We start from the raw sequence: 14,524 nt of genomic DNA, 5'->3' as shown, positions 1-14,524 counted from the left end.
CAAATTTAAAGCTTGTTAAGCCAATTTAAGACAGATTCAATAAATTCCTTTTTACAAAGGTCATGATGCAATTCATGAAAACCATTTTCAAACAATTGCAATTTGGTGTTTTTTGTGTTTTCACAAAATGCCACACTGCCATTATGGTCTATGAGTTTATCTCCTGTACCATGTAAAACCAAAGTGTTTATATTGAGTTTATGAGCATTATTAATAGCCCACTTACCTGCTTCAATTACAGGAAACACATAAATAGGACTAATTTTATTATGAATTAAAGGGTCTATTTTATAGCGCTCAACTTCATATGGATCTCTGGAAATCGTTTTCGCATCAACTTCACTTAGTAATGTTATTGAAGGTAATAACTTAAGTAATATTTTTCCCATTAACACTTTCCATTTTGGTGGTTGAAAAGCCAATCTTAAAAACGGGCTCGATAATATAACGCCTTTTAAATTAGGTGATCGCCTTAAAACATAGTTTACAACAATATTTCCGCCTAGGCTATGGCCATATAGAATGATGTTTTTGTTAGGAAATAAGACGCCCGTTTTTTCTAAAAGACCTTGTACAGCATCAAGTAATGCTTTATAACTTGGCGCATGTCCACGCTTTCCATCACTATTACCATGCCCGTATAAATCGAATGCTACAACTGCGTAACCTTCATTTACTAAATGGGTAATTACAGATTTTTCATAACGTAATTTATGCTCTCCCATACCATGAACCAAAACAACAACATCTTTCACTATTTCTCCATGCCAATATTGACCATGTAAATTGGTGTTATGTATTTCTAAAATGAATGTTTTCTCCATGATTAACTTTCTAAAACGGTGCGCATTGCCTTAGCCTTAACTAAGCACTCTTCATATTCTTTGAGTGGATTACTTTTAGCCGTAATTGCGCCACCAACAGAATAAGACACATATTGTCTTGTTGCGTTATACAAAATACTGCGAATGACCACATTAAAATCAAAATTATTGTCTGGAGTAAAATATCCAATAGCACCAGAATAAACGCCGCGTTTCGTTTTCTCTAAAGCTTCAATAATTTTCATTGCCGAAATTTTAGGAGCCCCCGTCATACTGCCCATTGGAAATGTACTTTTTATAATATCTATGGGGTTTGTGGTTTCTTCAACTTTCGAAGTGACCGTCGAAATCATTTGATGTACTTGATCGAACGAATATATTTTGCACAACTCTTCAACCCTAACAGTACCTTTAATAGCCGTTTTAGATAAATCGTTTCGCACCAAATCAACAATCATAATGTTCTCGCTACGCTCCTTTTCATCTTTCAATAAATCTTCCTTTAGCTTGTCATCTTCTTTTGGATTATCCGATCGCTTTGCCGTCCCTTTTATTGGTTGAGAAATTATAGTTTCATTTTCTTTTTTCAAATAACGCTCTGGTGACGCACTCATTATATATTTGTCAAACATTTTTATGTATGACGCAAACGGTGGTTTAGAAATACTATTCAATTTCAAATAGGTGTCCAATGGGTTTATCTGGGTGTCTTCAGCATAAAACTCCTGACAAAAGTTAGCCTCATAAATATCTCCTCGATGTATATGCCCCAACATGTTATTTACTTTTTCAAAGTATTCATCCTTATGGATTCGAAGCTTTATTTTAATATCATTACAACCACTAAAGCAAGGTTCGTAGTGCCCCTTTTTAATTGAAATTAAATCATCTTCAAATTCATCGTTAACACAATTCAAATATAGAATTTCAACACTGCTACCCTTAATTAAAAATAGTTTTTTAGGTTGGAAGAAGTATAGATCTGGAAACTCCAATTCATCATAATTATTAGAGTTTAAATCTTCAACATCATTCTTTAAATCATAGGTTAAATATCCAAAAACCCAATCGTTAACGCTAATTTGATATTCTTTTAAATCAGCAAAAGCTTGATTATAATCGGTTTGAATACTAGTAAACGCATCCACAGCTAAAATAGCATCAAAACCTGAATGGTTCTGTTTATAATTGTTAGAATCTAACCATACAACATCATCGAATTGCTGTGCCCAAATCAGTAATTGATTTTTAAAGGATTCTACATCCTTTATGTTATGAATTTGTTTCGTTCTCAATAATCAAAATTAGTTTGTAAAGTTAATTAGAATACTTAAAAAAATTAGAGTTTTGTATATTACTTTATATTTGACATACCATGCACATAATAAAAAACAACAAATTAAAGATTGCAATTAAAAATACTGGTGCAGAACTTTGTGAAATCTCTTCAGTTAAAAACAAAACGCATTTTTTGTGGGGCGCCAATCCTGCTGTTTGGGGAAGTTATGCACCCAACCTATTCCCCATTATTGGAGCATTAAAAGAGAATACTTATATTTTCAAGGACGAAGAATATAAACTTCCAAAACATGGTTTTGTTCGACATAATGAAGATATAGTATTGCATCAACAAACCGAGAATAGTCTTACTTTTAAGCTAACATATAATGAACAATTATTAAAAATATATCCTTTTAAGTTTGAATTCTTTCTAACCTTTACTCTGTTGGAAAACACCATTATAGTTAGCCATACAATAAATAACATTGATAATAAAACTATGTATTTCTCTGTTGGCGGACATCCAGCTTTTAAATGCCCTATTTATGAAAATGAAGAATATACCGATTATACTTTAGAATTTGAGCAATTGGAAACTGCTAAAAAGCATTTGATAAATATGGGAAATGGGCTTATTTCATCAAAAACAGAAAAAGTTTTTTTAAATTCTAATAAAATTCAATTAACCCATGATTTATTCAATGAAGATGCTCTTGTTTTTAAAGATTTAAAATCCAGAAAGGTCACCTTAAAAAGTAAAACACATGGAAACATTCTTACGGTTATATTTAAAGAATTTCCATATCTTGGTATTTGGGCAAAACCACAAGGTGATTTTGTTTGTATTGAGCCTTGGCTAGGTATTGCAGATAGCGAAACTTCTAATCAAAAAATTGAAGATAAGGAAGGAATCATATCCCTATTGTCTGGTAATATTTATAAAGCCTCGTACAAAATAGAAATACATAACAGTCACTTAGTCTAAACAGAATAATAGCTTTAACTTTGCTCGATAAATTAAAGACAGTGACCTTTCAAGATTTAAATATAAACACGCCGTTACATAATGCCTTAGACGACTTAGGATTCGATACGCCTACACCTATTCAAGAGCAAGCTTTTAATGTGGTAGCTTCTGGAAAAGATGTTGTTGGAATTGCACAAACAGGAACTGGCAAGACCTTTGCTTATATGTTGCCTATTTTAAAAAACTTGCCTTTTTCTGAACAAGAAAACCCTCGGGTTTTAGTTTTAGTACCAACACGCGAATTAGTAGTTCAGGTAGTTGATGAAATTGAAAAGGTATCAAAATATATTAATAACCGAATTTTAGGGGTTTATGGTGGCACTAACATTAATACTCAAAAGCAAGCTATTGCACAGGGAATAGATATATTAGTAGCTACTCCCGGACGTTTATATGATTTAGCCTTAACACGTGTTTTACAACTTAAATCCATACAAAAATTAGTGATTGACGAAGTAGATGTTATGCTCGATTTAGGGTTTAGACATCAGCTAATTAATATTTTTGATATTTTACCGGAACGTCGGCAAAACATCATGTTTTCGGCAACTATGACGGAAGATGTTGATTTGTTAATTAATGATTTCTTTAAGAGCCCAGAGCGTGTTTCCATAGCTGTTTCTGGTACACCACTTAATAATATATCGCAACACCGTTATAATATCCCTAATTTTTACACGAAAGTGAATTTATTAGTTCATTTATTACAAGACCACGAGCACTACAATAAGGTATTGATTTTTGTAGCATTTAAACGAATGGCGGACCGACTGTTTGATAAGTTAGACGAATTCTTTAAAGAAGAACTTTGCGTGATTCACTCTAATAAAACACAGAATTACAGATTACGAAGTATTGAGCAATTTAGAGAAGGTCAAAACCGTATATTAATTGCTACCGATGTCATGGCACGTGGTTTGGATATTGATAATGTAAGCCATGTAATTAATTTTGATACGCCTCTATACCCTGAAAACTACATGCATCGTATTGGTAGAACAGGTCGTGCAGAACGCGAAGGTGAAGCTTTAGTTTTTTCTACAGAAAAAGAACACGAAGCTGTTGAAAATATTGAGTTATTAATGAAAATGACAATTCCTGTACTTGAAATCCCTAATGCCGTTGAAATTTCTACAGATCTTATTGAAGAAGAGCGTCCACAAATAAAAGAGCGTAATAACCCTATTAAACGTCGTGATGAAGATGCTCCTGGACCAGCTTTCCATGAGAAATCTGAAAAAAATTCTAAAGAAAATTTAGGAGGCTCTTATAAATTTAAAATTGCTGCTAAGTATAAAAAACCAAAAACTAAAGGCGATAAGAATTATAATAGACGTAATAAGAGGAAGTAGTTTCATAGTCGCAGTCACTGTAACAGTTTTTAATTAAAAATTGTTTTGTTCTTATTTGCCAAAGCCTATTACTTTTTTGTCATTCTTGCGCATCCCGATAGCTATCGGGAAGGAAAGCATCAAGAGCGTCCATAAACAAAAAAGAACCTCAAATTGAGGTTCTTTTTTGCTTAATCTTGTATATATAAAAAAATGCTTTAATAATAAATCAATCAAAAATTAGTTCTTGCATTAGTTAAATCTGCACTAATAAACTTAATAATCTCTAATATTTTACTAATGATACGCTGCATTATGTGCTAAGGCATTTCCACAAGTGCTGCAACTGCCAGCAGCTCCAGCGCCTCCAGCGCATCCGTTTCCACAAGTATAATGCCATACTCCAGCTGCATTTTGACCCGTTTGAGCGGCTGGTGGCGTAGCAAAAGGGGAAGTAACTGGTGTATTATTTGTATTTGAATGATACGCCGAATTATGTGCTAAAAGCGTTCCACAATTAGCACAGTTAACAGCCGATCCTGCTCCTCCGGCACAACCTTTACTACAGGTATAATGCCAAACGCCGCTCGTGTTTTGAGATGGCTCAAGAGTTGCGGGGTTTGGAGTTACAGCATTTGGTGAAACGGGTGTATTTGGAACTTCAATTGAATTTGTAGTTTCTTGCTTTGAGGTCTTTTTACTATCGTTACAAGCATAAAAAGAAATGACTGAAATCAATAATAGAAAGGCAAGAGTCTTTGAATATTTCATAAAAATGTTTTTTAATTTGTAATTTATAAAGCAATTGTGAATTCGATTTCACACATTATATATTTAGAGCCTATCGAAAAATTACTTTATAATGTAAACTTACATTATTTTTTTAACGTAAGCTTTATATCAATATCATCTAAACAAAAATTACAAAAAAAGCTCCTTTTCTTGATTGATGAAAGAAAAGAGGCTTTAAACTTCTAAACAAATTATTTTATGGTTTTTGTAAACTCTTCAAAATTATAATACCAATTCTGGGAAGTATAAAAGTAATTGCTCCAAAAACAGTAGTTAAAAAGGATACTTTTAGTCCCGCTGCCAACATTCCTACGCTAATATCTCCCATAGATTCAATAGCATCAAACGCAGTAATCATACCGATTATTGAGCCCAAAAACCCAAAAACCAGCCCTAAAATACTTATGTCTGAAGCCAAACTTGTCATTTTCGTAGATTTCATTAAATCCTTTTTAAGATTAACAAAGCCCATAACAACAAAAGCTAATGCTAGTAAAAGACAAATTAAGATTAAAGACATGAAAAGAGGGCCACCTTCAATAAATCTATCGACAAACGGATTCAACACTATAACTGATAAAAAATTCATAATTAATGGTTTTTAATTAAACTTGTCACAAACATATTGCCTTTAAGTTTTATAAAAATTAAAATGCGACGGATGACTAATTTAGCAATAAAAACGACGTGATGTTAAAACGGTTACTAAATTGGTTATTCGTCTATAAAACGGGAAATCGCAGCAAATTTGTACTATTATTGTAATTATGTTCACTAAACATGCCATACTAAAAAAGATAGGGCAAATTTTATTACACGTTGTTTTCTGGTGCGGGGTACTTTTATTTTACACGCATTTTTTTGGGGTAGATAGTAGTAATATTGCGTATGTTAGAGACTTTTCGATGTTTTTAATGCCCATAACTATTACTATAACTTATGTGTTTATTTATAAAATTATCCCAGAATATTTAATACTTAAACGTTATGCTTTATTTGTATTATACAGTATTTATGCTTTTATAATTTCGGCATACCTTATTGTTATTTCTGTGTTCTTCGGATTAGTTTATTTATCAAATTTTGAATACTCCAATATGGCTCCTATTAGCAAAAGTTTTCTTTTTGTAGCTACAGCAGTTTATTTAGTTGTTATAATTGTTAGTGCTTTTAAAATTTTAAAATTAAACCTAAAACACACTGAAAAAACTAAAAAACTAGAAACTAAAATTCTAAAAACACAATTAAAATTAAAAGAACAGGAGTTAAATTATCTAAAAATGCAGATTCATCCGCATTTTCTGTTTAATACGTTAAACACCATGTATGGCTTTGCATTGAGGAAAGCAGATGAAACACCTGAAATGATTTTAAAGCTTTCAAATTTGCTAGATTACTTGTTATATCAAGTCGATAAACCTTTCGTGGATTTACAGGATGAAATCAATCATATTAATGACTACATTGAATTAGAAAAAATGCGTTTTAATGATACACTTCAAATAGATTTTAAAACCGAAACCATTTTAGAGGACATAAAAATTGCCCCTATGCTCCTACTTCCTTTTGTTGAAAATAGTTTTAAGCATGGGAGTTTGAAACAAGGTGTTTTAAAGGTTACCCTTCAATTGTCCTGCAATAAAAACAATATTGATTTCAAAATAGAAAACACAAATAATAACAGCGAAACTTCTAAAAAAGGCATCGGTTTAGAGAACATAAAAAAACGCTTAGATTTACTATATAAAGATTCATACAGCCTTAATATTGATAATAGAACTGATTTTTTTAAAGTACATTTAGAGCTAGATACTACTATTTAATGCAGAACAATAAAACCATATCATGCCTTATTGTTGATGATGAAGCTATAGCTAGAGAGATTATAGCGACGCATCTGTCTAAAATACCAAATATTAATGTTATAGCGAGTTGTAGTAATGCTATTGAAGCTTTTAATAAGTTAAGAACTCATCAAGTTGATTTAATTTTTCTGGATATTAATATGCCCGAAGTTTCTGGGATATCATTTGCGAAATCGATAAACAAAGATGTTAAAATAATTTTTACCACAGCTTATCGCGATTTTGCTGTTGAAGGGTTTGAATTGCAGGCCGTTGATTATTTAATGAAACCTATTTCTTTTGATAGGTTGCTAAAAGCTGTAAATACGTATTTTGAAATTCATGCAGATACAAACGATACTAAAAACCAAGAGGTTGAAAGTAGTTCTTTTATGTTCGTTCGCGCAGATAGGCGCATGATTAAAGTTGATTTTGAATCTATAATTTATATTGAAAGTTATAGCGATTATATTAAAATTCACTTAGCTAACGAAACTATTGTTACCAGAGAAACTATAAGCGCCATTGAAGCTAAACTACCAGGCAAACGCTTTTTGAGAATACATCGCTCTTACATTATCTCACTTAAATATATTGAATCTTTTACAAACGAAGAAATAGTCATTAACAATACAGCGCTAACTATTAGCCGAAGCTATAAAAAGGATGTGCTTCAAATTTTAGAAAAATTCTAAAAAAAATCCCTTTCCAAATTAATGAAAAGGGATATGTAGAGAGTTTTTAGATTTCAGGATTAGTAACCAACCAAATTTTAACCCTAACTTAAAATTACTCCTGTATCCGTATTTGACTCTCCACAATGTCTTTAACTGGCACTACTAATTTTCCTTTTGCTGTTTTTAAGGTTACCGAAATACTATTAATAGATTCTACTTCACCTTTAATATCATTAAATTCTATTACTTGTCCAACTTCATATGTTTTTCTAGCATAGAATGTTTTTAATAAATCGCCAACAACTCTTTGAGCTCCAAAACCAATTGCTAAAGCAAAAGCTAATAGAAAAGCAGCAAGTATCATGGTTATGTTACTTGTTATAATCTCCGTATCTACACCCGCTTGGTTAAGTGCTGTGATAGAAACAAACGTTAATATGATAAAAAATACTACTTGACTTATAAGTTTTGCACCTGATAAGTCCATAGACTCAAAAAACGAGCGAATACCCTTTTTAATAAGATTTGCCAAAATAAGACCTACTGTGAATATAATCAGTGCCGTAAATAATTGTGGTAAATAGCTTAATAAATCACTTATCTTTTCAGATATCATGGTTAGATTCATAATATCTAGTGCCATGATAATTAGCATAATATACATGACCCACTTTACGAAACTTGAAACAATCTTAATGGTATCAAAATTTAATTTCTTTCCTTCTACAATTTCTATTTCATTTAAAGTGTCATCAAGCTTATTTGCATGTACTAGTTTTAAGCCTTTCTTTACAACTTTGACTATTATCTTGGTTAATAACCATCCGAAAATTAATATTAGAATGGTGCCAATTATATTTGGAAATATTTCTGCTATTTCTTTCCAAATAGCGGTTAAAGACTCCATGGCCATATCTTTCCATTTTGATGCTTTTTCCATGTTTATACTTTTTTAGTTAGGGTTATTAGTATTAATTATTTTTTCTATTATTTACAACTGCTTCAATAATATCACCGATATTATAAGAAAACAATGCCGCCAACTCCATGATAAGTTTAGCCATAGCAATGTCGTTCATTACCTTAGACTTAAGTTCTTCTGGAACTTCTTTAAGTGGCCTATCTATTTGGTTAAACGGATTTTCCATCATTATTGGTTATCAGCATATACAGCTGTTAGTTTATCTTTGGCTCTTTTAATACACATTTTTACTGCGCTCTCTCCTATCCCTAATACCGACTCAATTTCTTTTATGGTTAAATAGTCTTGGTATTTCAATAGCAATATCATTTTCTCATCTGGTGAAATTAGTTCCATAGCTTGTTTTAGCTTATCTACTTTCATTTTAAGAAAACTCTTGTCTTCAATTTCGTCTTCCGATATATTTTCTATATCCTTATAATCAACCGACTGCTTTTCAATTTTCTTTGCCGTATTTCGTGTCACATAATTTACACAATGGTTATAGGTAAAAGCATATAGCCATGTTGAAAATTTTGACTTCCCTTTAAAACTCGCCAACTTTATGAAGAGTTTTAAAAATACGTCTTGTGTTAAGTCTTTTGCTTCATCTTCATCTCTTGCAAAACCATAGCATTTATTATAAACAACACTAGCATACCTGTCGTACAGGATTTCGAAAAGCAACGTATCATTATCTTTTACGATTGCTTCTATCAGATATTCATCTGTTTGGCTATTAATATTGTCTAGGGTATTCAATTGTAGCTCTCGCTAATTTAGTTGATGATACTATATAAGACACAGGTCTTTTTATAAAGTCACATATTATCTTTAAAGGTTGACGAATTTAGTAAAGATTTTCTGGTTTATTAAAAATGAGTTAAATTTATAGTCAACAAATAACTACAAACCAAATACTTACGAAATGAAAAATATTATTTATACACTATTAATAGTTTTGATTTTTTTTTCGTGTAAAAAAACAAAAAAGGCTCCAGTTGAGCCTATTGTAACTACTAAAATTTCTTCAAAATATGCTTGTGTCCCTCAGGTTACTGATATGGCATGGTATGAAGGTAATAATATTGCACCTCTTTTTGAAGGGTATGATGTAATAAATTACCCTATAACAACCAAAGATACTTTAGTACAACGCTATTTTAATCAAGGAATGGCCTTAGCATATGCCTTTAATCATGCTGAAGCAGCAAGATCATTCTATTATGCAACCAAATTAGACCCTAAATGTGCTATGGCATATTTTGGATATGCCTACGTTCTAGGTCCAAACTATAATGCAGGTATGGAAGCTGATAATTATGAACGAGCTTATGAAGCTATTCAAAAGGCAAAAAAACTTTCTAGTAACGCATCAAAAAAAGAGCAAGAATTTATAAATGCCATGTCTCTACGGTATGCTATTGAACCTCCAGAAGATAGATTAGAACTAGACACTAAATACTCAGAAGCACTGAAAATTTTATATGATAAGTACCCTAAAGACACTGAGATTAGTGCTTTGTATGCAGAATCTCTAATGAATTTACATCCTTGGGATTTAAATGAAAAAGATGGAGCAGAAAAACCATGGACCATAGAAATTGTAACTCTTCTAGAAAAACTTATAGAACAAAACCCTAACCATCCAGGAGCGCATCATTTTTATATTCATGCCGTTGAGGCCTCCAGTACACCAGAGCGTTCTAATATTTCGGCAAAAGCTTTTGATGATGGTTTGGTTTCTGGTTCTGGACATTTATTACATATGCCATCTCATATATACATTAGAACAGGAGAGTACCACAAAGGTACTTTATCTAATATCGCGGCAGTTAAGGCAGATAGCACTTATGTCACTGCTTGTCACGCACAAGGAGCGTATCCCTTGGCATACTATCCACATAATTATCATTTTATGGCAGCAACAGCTACCTTAGAAGGTAATAGCTATTGGGCAATGATAGGTGCTAAAAAAGTATCTGAGCATGTTCATCCAGAAATTATGAAAGAACCTGGTTGGGGAACCTTACAACATTATTATACCATTCCATACTATGTTGCTGTAAAATTTAAAAAATGGGATGAGATATTGGATATGAAACTAGAAACCTACGATTTAAAATATCCTAAAGCCATTCGACATTATTCAGAAGGAATGGCATACCTAGGAAAGCGTGATTTGAATAAAGCTAAAATTGAATTAGCCGCTTTAAATGAGTTATCCAAAGATGAAAGTTTAAAAGACGTTACAGTTTGGGATATTAATTCGGTTTACAACTTAGTTCAAATAGCTAAAAATGTCTTAAAGGCTGGAATTTTAGCATATAATGGGGATTATAAAGCCAGTATTGTGTTACTTAAAGAAGCCGTTACAATGGAAGATGCCTTAAATTACAACGAACCACCCGATTGGTTTTTCTCCATCAGACATCATTTAGGACAAGTATTAATCCTTAATAACCAAAAAAGATTAGCCATTGAAACCTATTTGGAAGATTTAGAGCGATTGCCTAAAAATGGTTGGGCATATCATGGTATTAAAACAGGATATGAAGCTTTAAATGATTATGATAATGCAATAAAATATGACGCACTTTTCAAAGAAAGCTGGCAACATGCAGATTTTGAGTTATAAAAAAAGCGAACCTTTCGGTTCGCTTCCCCAAATATAACCAAACATCATTTTTTCAATACTTTTCTAGTTAAATCACCCAAAATAGACTTAACCTTTAAAAAGTATATACCATTGGTTAAATTAGTTACGTTTATTTGGTTTTCACCTGCAATTAAATGACCACTACTAATTACTTTCCCTAAAGGGTCTATTATACTGTAATTAGCATCAAAATCTAATTTTAGATGCATGATGTTCTTTGTTGGATTGGGGCAAGCTTAAATTCATTTTTATCTAAAACTATTCATTAACAGCACAAAAACCGTAATAAGATTCCTAGTATTTCATAAAAAAATACTAGGAATCTTACCACTAAATAAAATAGATATAAATAAATGTGTTTCCATAAATGTTAATGTTTAAAAACATAACATATATAGCTAATAGCATCGCAGTTGAAATTGTATAAAACAATTCAATTAAGGGGATTTTGCTATTAAAAAATAAAAAGGGAGCTCTAATTTAATAAAAATAAGCGTGTTAAACAACAATGCAACGTTAAAACTTAATAATCGAACCAGTTTTGGTTATTAACACTATAGCGTCGATGATCAGAATTATTTACATCTGAATACAAAGTGTTTAAAGCAATATTTTTACTCAAGTCTATATTGGATAAATAGTTATTTCTACAATCCAGATATGTTAGTGAAACAAAAGCTTCAATTCCTTCAAGATTCTTGATTTTCTTGTTATATAAATCTAGAAATGACACCGACTGAACATCACTTCTCAATACTTGTCCATTTACTTTTTTATCGGAATCAATACCGAGTTCTACTAGAATTTTTTCAAAATTTTCATCTGGGATATCAACTGTTTGACTATAGCAAATGGCACAAAGCATCATGCTTGCTATAAATAATAGAGATTTCATAAGGGTTGGTTATTAGTTAGCCTCTAGCAATTTACAAAATTTTATTAACAAAACCTTAACAACTATGAATTTATGCTGTTCAAAATAGATGGTAAAGAATGATTGTTCAATTACAATCATTCTTCTTTCTAAGTTTTTCGAAATAAGATAAACCTTAGATGACTAAATTTTTCTTAGCGACGTTTTTTCTATATTTACTAAATGACATTACATTCAAAATATAAACGGCAAATAAGACAAATTTTAGTGTTTGGTATCATTTGGCTCATATTTGGATTCATCTATATTTTATTAGAGTTCGGGCTTCTAGGAAGACTAGATAAATATCCCACAACTGGAAATTTATACAGTTTTAAAGAATCTTTTCTTATTGTAAGCATTGGAAGTTTATGCATGGGGTTGTTTCAAGGATTTATAGAAGTATTATGGATGCGAGCTTACTTTAGGAAAATAGAGTTATGGAAAAAATTTGTTTATAAAAGTGTTTTTTACCTTTTGTTAATCATTCTATTCCTATCCATTATAACTTTAATAAGTAATGCTATACTCTTAGATAGCAATATATTTAGTCAGAAAGTATTTGATAGATTAATCAATTTTATGTCTCAATTTTCATTTTGGACTATAGTTATATATACCGGTATTATCCTAGATTTAGCTCTGTTTTACTCAGAAATTGAAGCTTACTTAGGTAGCAATGTTTTGATGAATTATCTTGGAAAATATCATACACCAAATCAAGAAAAACGAATTTTCATGTTTTTAGACATGAAATCATCAACTAGCATTGCTGAAAAAATTGGTCATGAAAACTATTTTGCACTATTAAAAACATATTATGCCGATATGACCAATGCCATATTAGAAACCTCTGGTGAGGTTTACCAATATGTTGGAGATGAAATTGTAGTAAGCTGGAATGAAAAAAAAGGTATCAATAAAAATAATTGTATTAATTGCTTTATTAAGATTTCAAACGCGATTACAAAAAATAAAGACTATTACTTAAAGGAATTTGGTTTGGTACCAGAATTTAAAGCGGGTTTTCATATCGGAGAGGTTACTGCTGGTGAAATAGGTATCATTAAAAAAGATATTATTTATACTGGAGATATTTTAAATACAACAGCTCGCATTCAATCTGAGTGTAATACCTATAATTCGAAAACACTTATTTCTGAAACTTTGTATAAACTATTAACAGAAGAACAAGACTACACTTTTAAGAAGATTGACAAATTACTACTTGAAGGAAAAAAGGAACACATCCAATTGTATGATGTGGTTTATAATGAAGCTGATTAAACTAAATCAAATTATGATGTAAATCATTAATAGCTTCAATAATAGTTTTTCCGTAGCCCTTAATAATTATATAGCCATTTGTGTCATTTAGAGATGCCTCGTAATTATCATTAACCACCTCAAATTTTAAGTATTTAAGGTGATTTAATTTTTCAACAATTTCTTGTTCTATGTTATTTTGCATATTCATTCGTTATGAATATTTAACCACTAATTATCATTTTTAATATATTGACTTCTTACAGGCTCTCCCCTTTCAATTAAAGCTCCATTGGCATAGTAATTTAAGAATTGAGCAGGTAAACCCTCTCCTTCAAATTGATCTCCACTGGTTTGCAAGTGATAGTGCAAATGTGGCTCGCTTGAGTTACCACTATTACCTGCTTTTCCTAGTTCTTCCCCTTTTTCAACTATATCTCCAACTGATACAATTATTGACTCTTTTTTAAAATGTGCCAAGATTGAGAATTCGCCATTTTCATGGTCAATTACAATGTGGTTTCCTGCCGGAAAATCTCTGTTAAATTGACCAGGAACATTATCTTCTAAATTATTAACAACATTAACAACCTTTCCGCTTCCTGGAGCATTCAAACGTTTTCCAAAGCAATAATAATCTTCATTTTGAGATCCGTTTCCTGAATGTGTACTACCATTAGTCCGTTGAACAATATCTAAAGCAAACCTTTGGTTTTTATGTGCTGCATGATAATTTTCGCTTACCGTACGGCCACCCCAAAACACCCACCATTCTTCATTAAACGGAAGTTCTAATTCTGTTTTTGTTTCGTAATTTAAATAATTGCTTTCTGCTGCATCAGGAAGGTCTTCACTTGAACAGCTAAACAGTGTAAATAGAATAACTCCAATAATTGTACTACTAACTAAATTTTTCATTTTTACTTTGTTTATTTCTTATTATATTTTT

Annotated in this window: 16 protein-coding genes and 1 pseudogene; 6 read left to right on the top strand and 11 right to left on the bottom strand. The window is 31.3% G+C overall.

The window, feature by feature from the left end; translation table 11 throughout:
- Window positions 1–5: 5 nt before the first annotated feature.
- Both AC2D6V_RS09400 and AC2D6V_RS09395 read right to left on the bottom strand, forming a co-directional pair.
- Entirely contained in the window at window positions 6–824 is an 819-nt protein-coding gene (locus tag AC2D6V_RS09400; protein WP_484647876.1) for a lysophospholipase, read from the bottom strand.
- A gap of 2 nt (window positions 825–826) precedes the next feature.
- The gene (locus AC2D6V_RS09395) at window positions 827–2,119 is read right to left on the bottom strand and encodes an anthranilate synthase component I family protein (protein ID WP_484647875.1); all 1,293 of its coding nucleotides are present in this window, start codon (window positions 2,117–2,119) and stop codon (window positions 827–829) included.
- A gap of 80 nt (window positions 2,120–2,199) precedes the next feature.
- Here AC2D6V_RS09395 and AC2D6V_RS09390 point away from each other — a divergent pair, with 80 nt between their 5' ends.
- Together AC2D6V_RS09390 and AC2D6V_RS09385 are read left to right on the top strand one after the other, a co-directional pair.
- Window positions 2,200–3,090, top strand: coding sequence for an aldose 1-epimerase family protein (locus AC2D6V_RS09390; protein ID WP_484647873.1), 891 nt, complete (start codon window positions 2,200–2,202; stop codon window positions 3,088–3,090).
- A 41-nt stretch (window positions 3,091–3,131) separates the two neighbouring features.
- A complete protein-coding gene (locus AC2D6V_RS09385) occupies window positions 3,132–4,484 on the top strand; it encodes a DEAD/DEAH box helicase (RefSeq protein ID WP_484647872.1) in 1,353 nt (450 codons plus the stop codon).
- Window positions 4,485–4,760: 276 nt separating this feature from the next.
- Here the strand turns inward: AC2D6V_RS09385 and AC2D6V_RS09380 are convergent, their stop codons facing one another.
- Window positions 4,761–5,234 (bottom strand): hypothetical protein, encoded by a 474-nt coding sequence (locus AC2D6V_RS09380; RefSeq protein WP_484647871.1) that lies wholly within the window; start codon window positions 5,232–5,234, stop codon window positions 4,761–4,763.
- A gap of 217 nt (window positions 5,235–5,451) precedes the next feature.
- Window positions 5,452–5,844, bottom strand: coding sequence for a MotA/TolQ/ExbB proton channel family protein (locus AC2D6V_RS09375; protein WP_484647870.1), 393 nt, complete (start codon window positions 5,842–5,844; stop codon window positions 5,452–5,454).
- Between the two features lie 178 nt (window positions 5,845–6,022).
- Between AC2D6V_RS09375 and AC2D6V_RS09370 the strand changes: the two genes are divergently transcribed.
- Together AC2D6V_RS09370 and AC2D6V_RS09365 are read left to right on the top strand one after the other, a co-directional pair.
- Entirely contained in the window at window positions 6,023–7,078 is a 1,056-nt protein-coding gene (locus AC2D6V_RS09370; protein ID WP_484647869.1) for a sensor histidine kinase, read from the top strand.
- Window positions 7,078–7,794: a LytR/AlgR family response regulator transcription factor gene (locus AC2D6V_RS09365; RefSeq protein ID WP_484647868.1), complete on the top strand. Its 717-nt coding sequence runs from the start codon at window positions 7,078–7,080 to the stop codon at window positions 7,792–7,794. The genes AC2D6V_RS09370 and AC2D6V_RS09365 overlap by 1 nt, the downstream gene beginning before the upstream one ends.
- A gap of 94 nt (window positions 7,795–7,888) precedes the next feature.
- Here AC2D6V_RS09365 and AC2D6V_RS09360 read toward each other — a convergent pair whose 3' ends face one another.
- Genes AC2D6V_RS09360 through AC2D6V_RS09350 form a run of 3 tightly spaced genes read right to left on the bottom strand, consistent with a single transcriptional unit; the run spans window position 7,889 to window position 9,499 of the window.
- Complete coding sequence (locus AC2D6V_RS09360) at window positions 7,889–8,716, bottom strand: mechanosensitive ion channel family protein (RefSeq protein WP_484647867.1); 828 nt, start codon at window positions 8,714–8,716, stop codon at window positions 7,889–7,891.
- Between the two features lie 31 nt (window positions 8,717–8,747).
- Window positions 8,748–8,924 carry a hypothetical protein gene (locus AC2D6V_RS09355; RefSeq protein WP_484647866.1) on the bottom strand — a complete coding sequence of 59 codons (177 nt, stop codon included), beginning with the start codon at window positions 8,922–8,924 and terminating at the stop codon, window positions 8,748–8,750.
- Window positions 8,925–8,926: 2 nt separating this feature from the next.
- Entirely contained in the window at window positions 8,927–9,499 is a 573-nt protein-coding gene (locus AC2D6V_RS09350; protein ID WP_484647865.1) for an RNA polymerase sigma factor, read from the bottom strand.
- 166 nt (window positions 9,500–9,665) lie between these two features.
- Between AC2D6V_RS09350 and AC2D6V_RS09345 the strand changes: the two genes are divergently transcribed.
- A complete protein-coding gene (locus AC2D6V_RS09345; protein WP_484647864.1) occupies window positions 9,666–11,375 on the top strand; it encodes a hypothetical protein in 1,710 nt (569 codons plus the stop codon).
- A gap of 44 nt (window positions 11,376–11,419) precedes the next feature.
- Here AC2D6V_RS09345 and AC2D6V_RS09340 read toward each other — a convergent pair.
- Together AC2D6V_RS09340 and AC2D6V_RS09335 are read right to left on the bottom strand one after the other, a co-directional pair.
- Window positions 11,420–11,614: pseudogene (locus AC2D6V_RS09340) on the bottom strand (T9SS type A sorting domain-containing protein); the annotation flags it as partial.
- A gap of 305 nt (window positions 11,615–11,919) precedes the next feature.
- On the bottom strand, window positions 11,920–12,291 hold the full coding sequence (locus AC2D6V_RS09335; RefSeq protein WP_484647863.1) for a hypothetical protein: 372 nt from the start codon (window positions 12,289–12,291) through the stop codon (window positions 11,920–11,922).
- Window positions 12,292–12,492: 201 nt separating this feature from the next.
- Between AC2D6V_RS09335 and AC2D6V_RS09330 the strand changes: the two genes are divergently transcribed.
- Window positions 12,493–13,596: an adenylate/guanylate cyclase domain-containing protein gene (locus tag AC2D6V_RS09330; protein ID WP_484647862.1), complete on the top strand. Its 1,104-nt coding sequence runs from the start codon at window positions 12,493–12,495 to the stop codon at window positions 13,594–13,596.
- Between the two features lies 1 nt (window position 13,597).
- Here the strand turns inward: AC2D6V_RS09330 and AC2D6V_RS09325 are convergent, their stop codons facing one another.
- Together AC2D6V_RS09325 and AC2D6V_RS09320 are read right to left on the bottom strand one after the other, a co-directional pair.
- The gene (locus AC2D6V_RS09325; protein WP_484647861.1) at window positions 13,598–13,780 is read right to left on the bottom strand and encodes a hypothetical protein; all 183 of its coding nucleotides are present in this window, start codon (window positions 13,778–13,780) and stop codon (window positions 13,598–13,600) included.
- A 26-nt stretch (window positions 13,781–13,806) separates the two neighbouring features.
- Entirely contained in the window at window positions 13,807–14,493 is a 687-nt protein-coding gene (locus tag AC2D6V_RS09320) for a M23 family metallopeptidase (protein WP_484647860.1), read from the bottom strand.
- Window positions 14,494–14,524: the final 31 nt, after the last annotated feature.

This window comes from Algibacter sp. YIN40 (genome assembly GCF_057219435.1).
The sequence above is the reverse complement of the archived record's forward strand: the minus strand, read 5'-3'. Positions and strand labels throughout refer to the sequence as shown.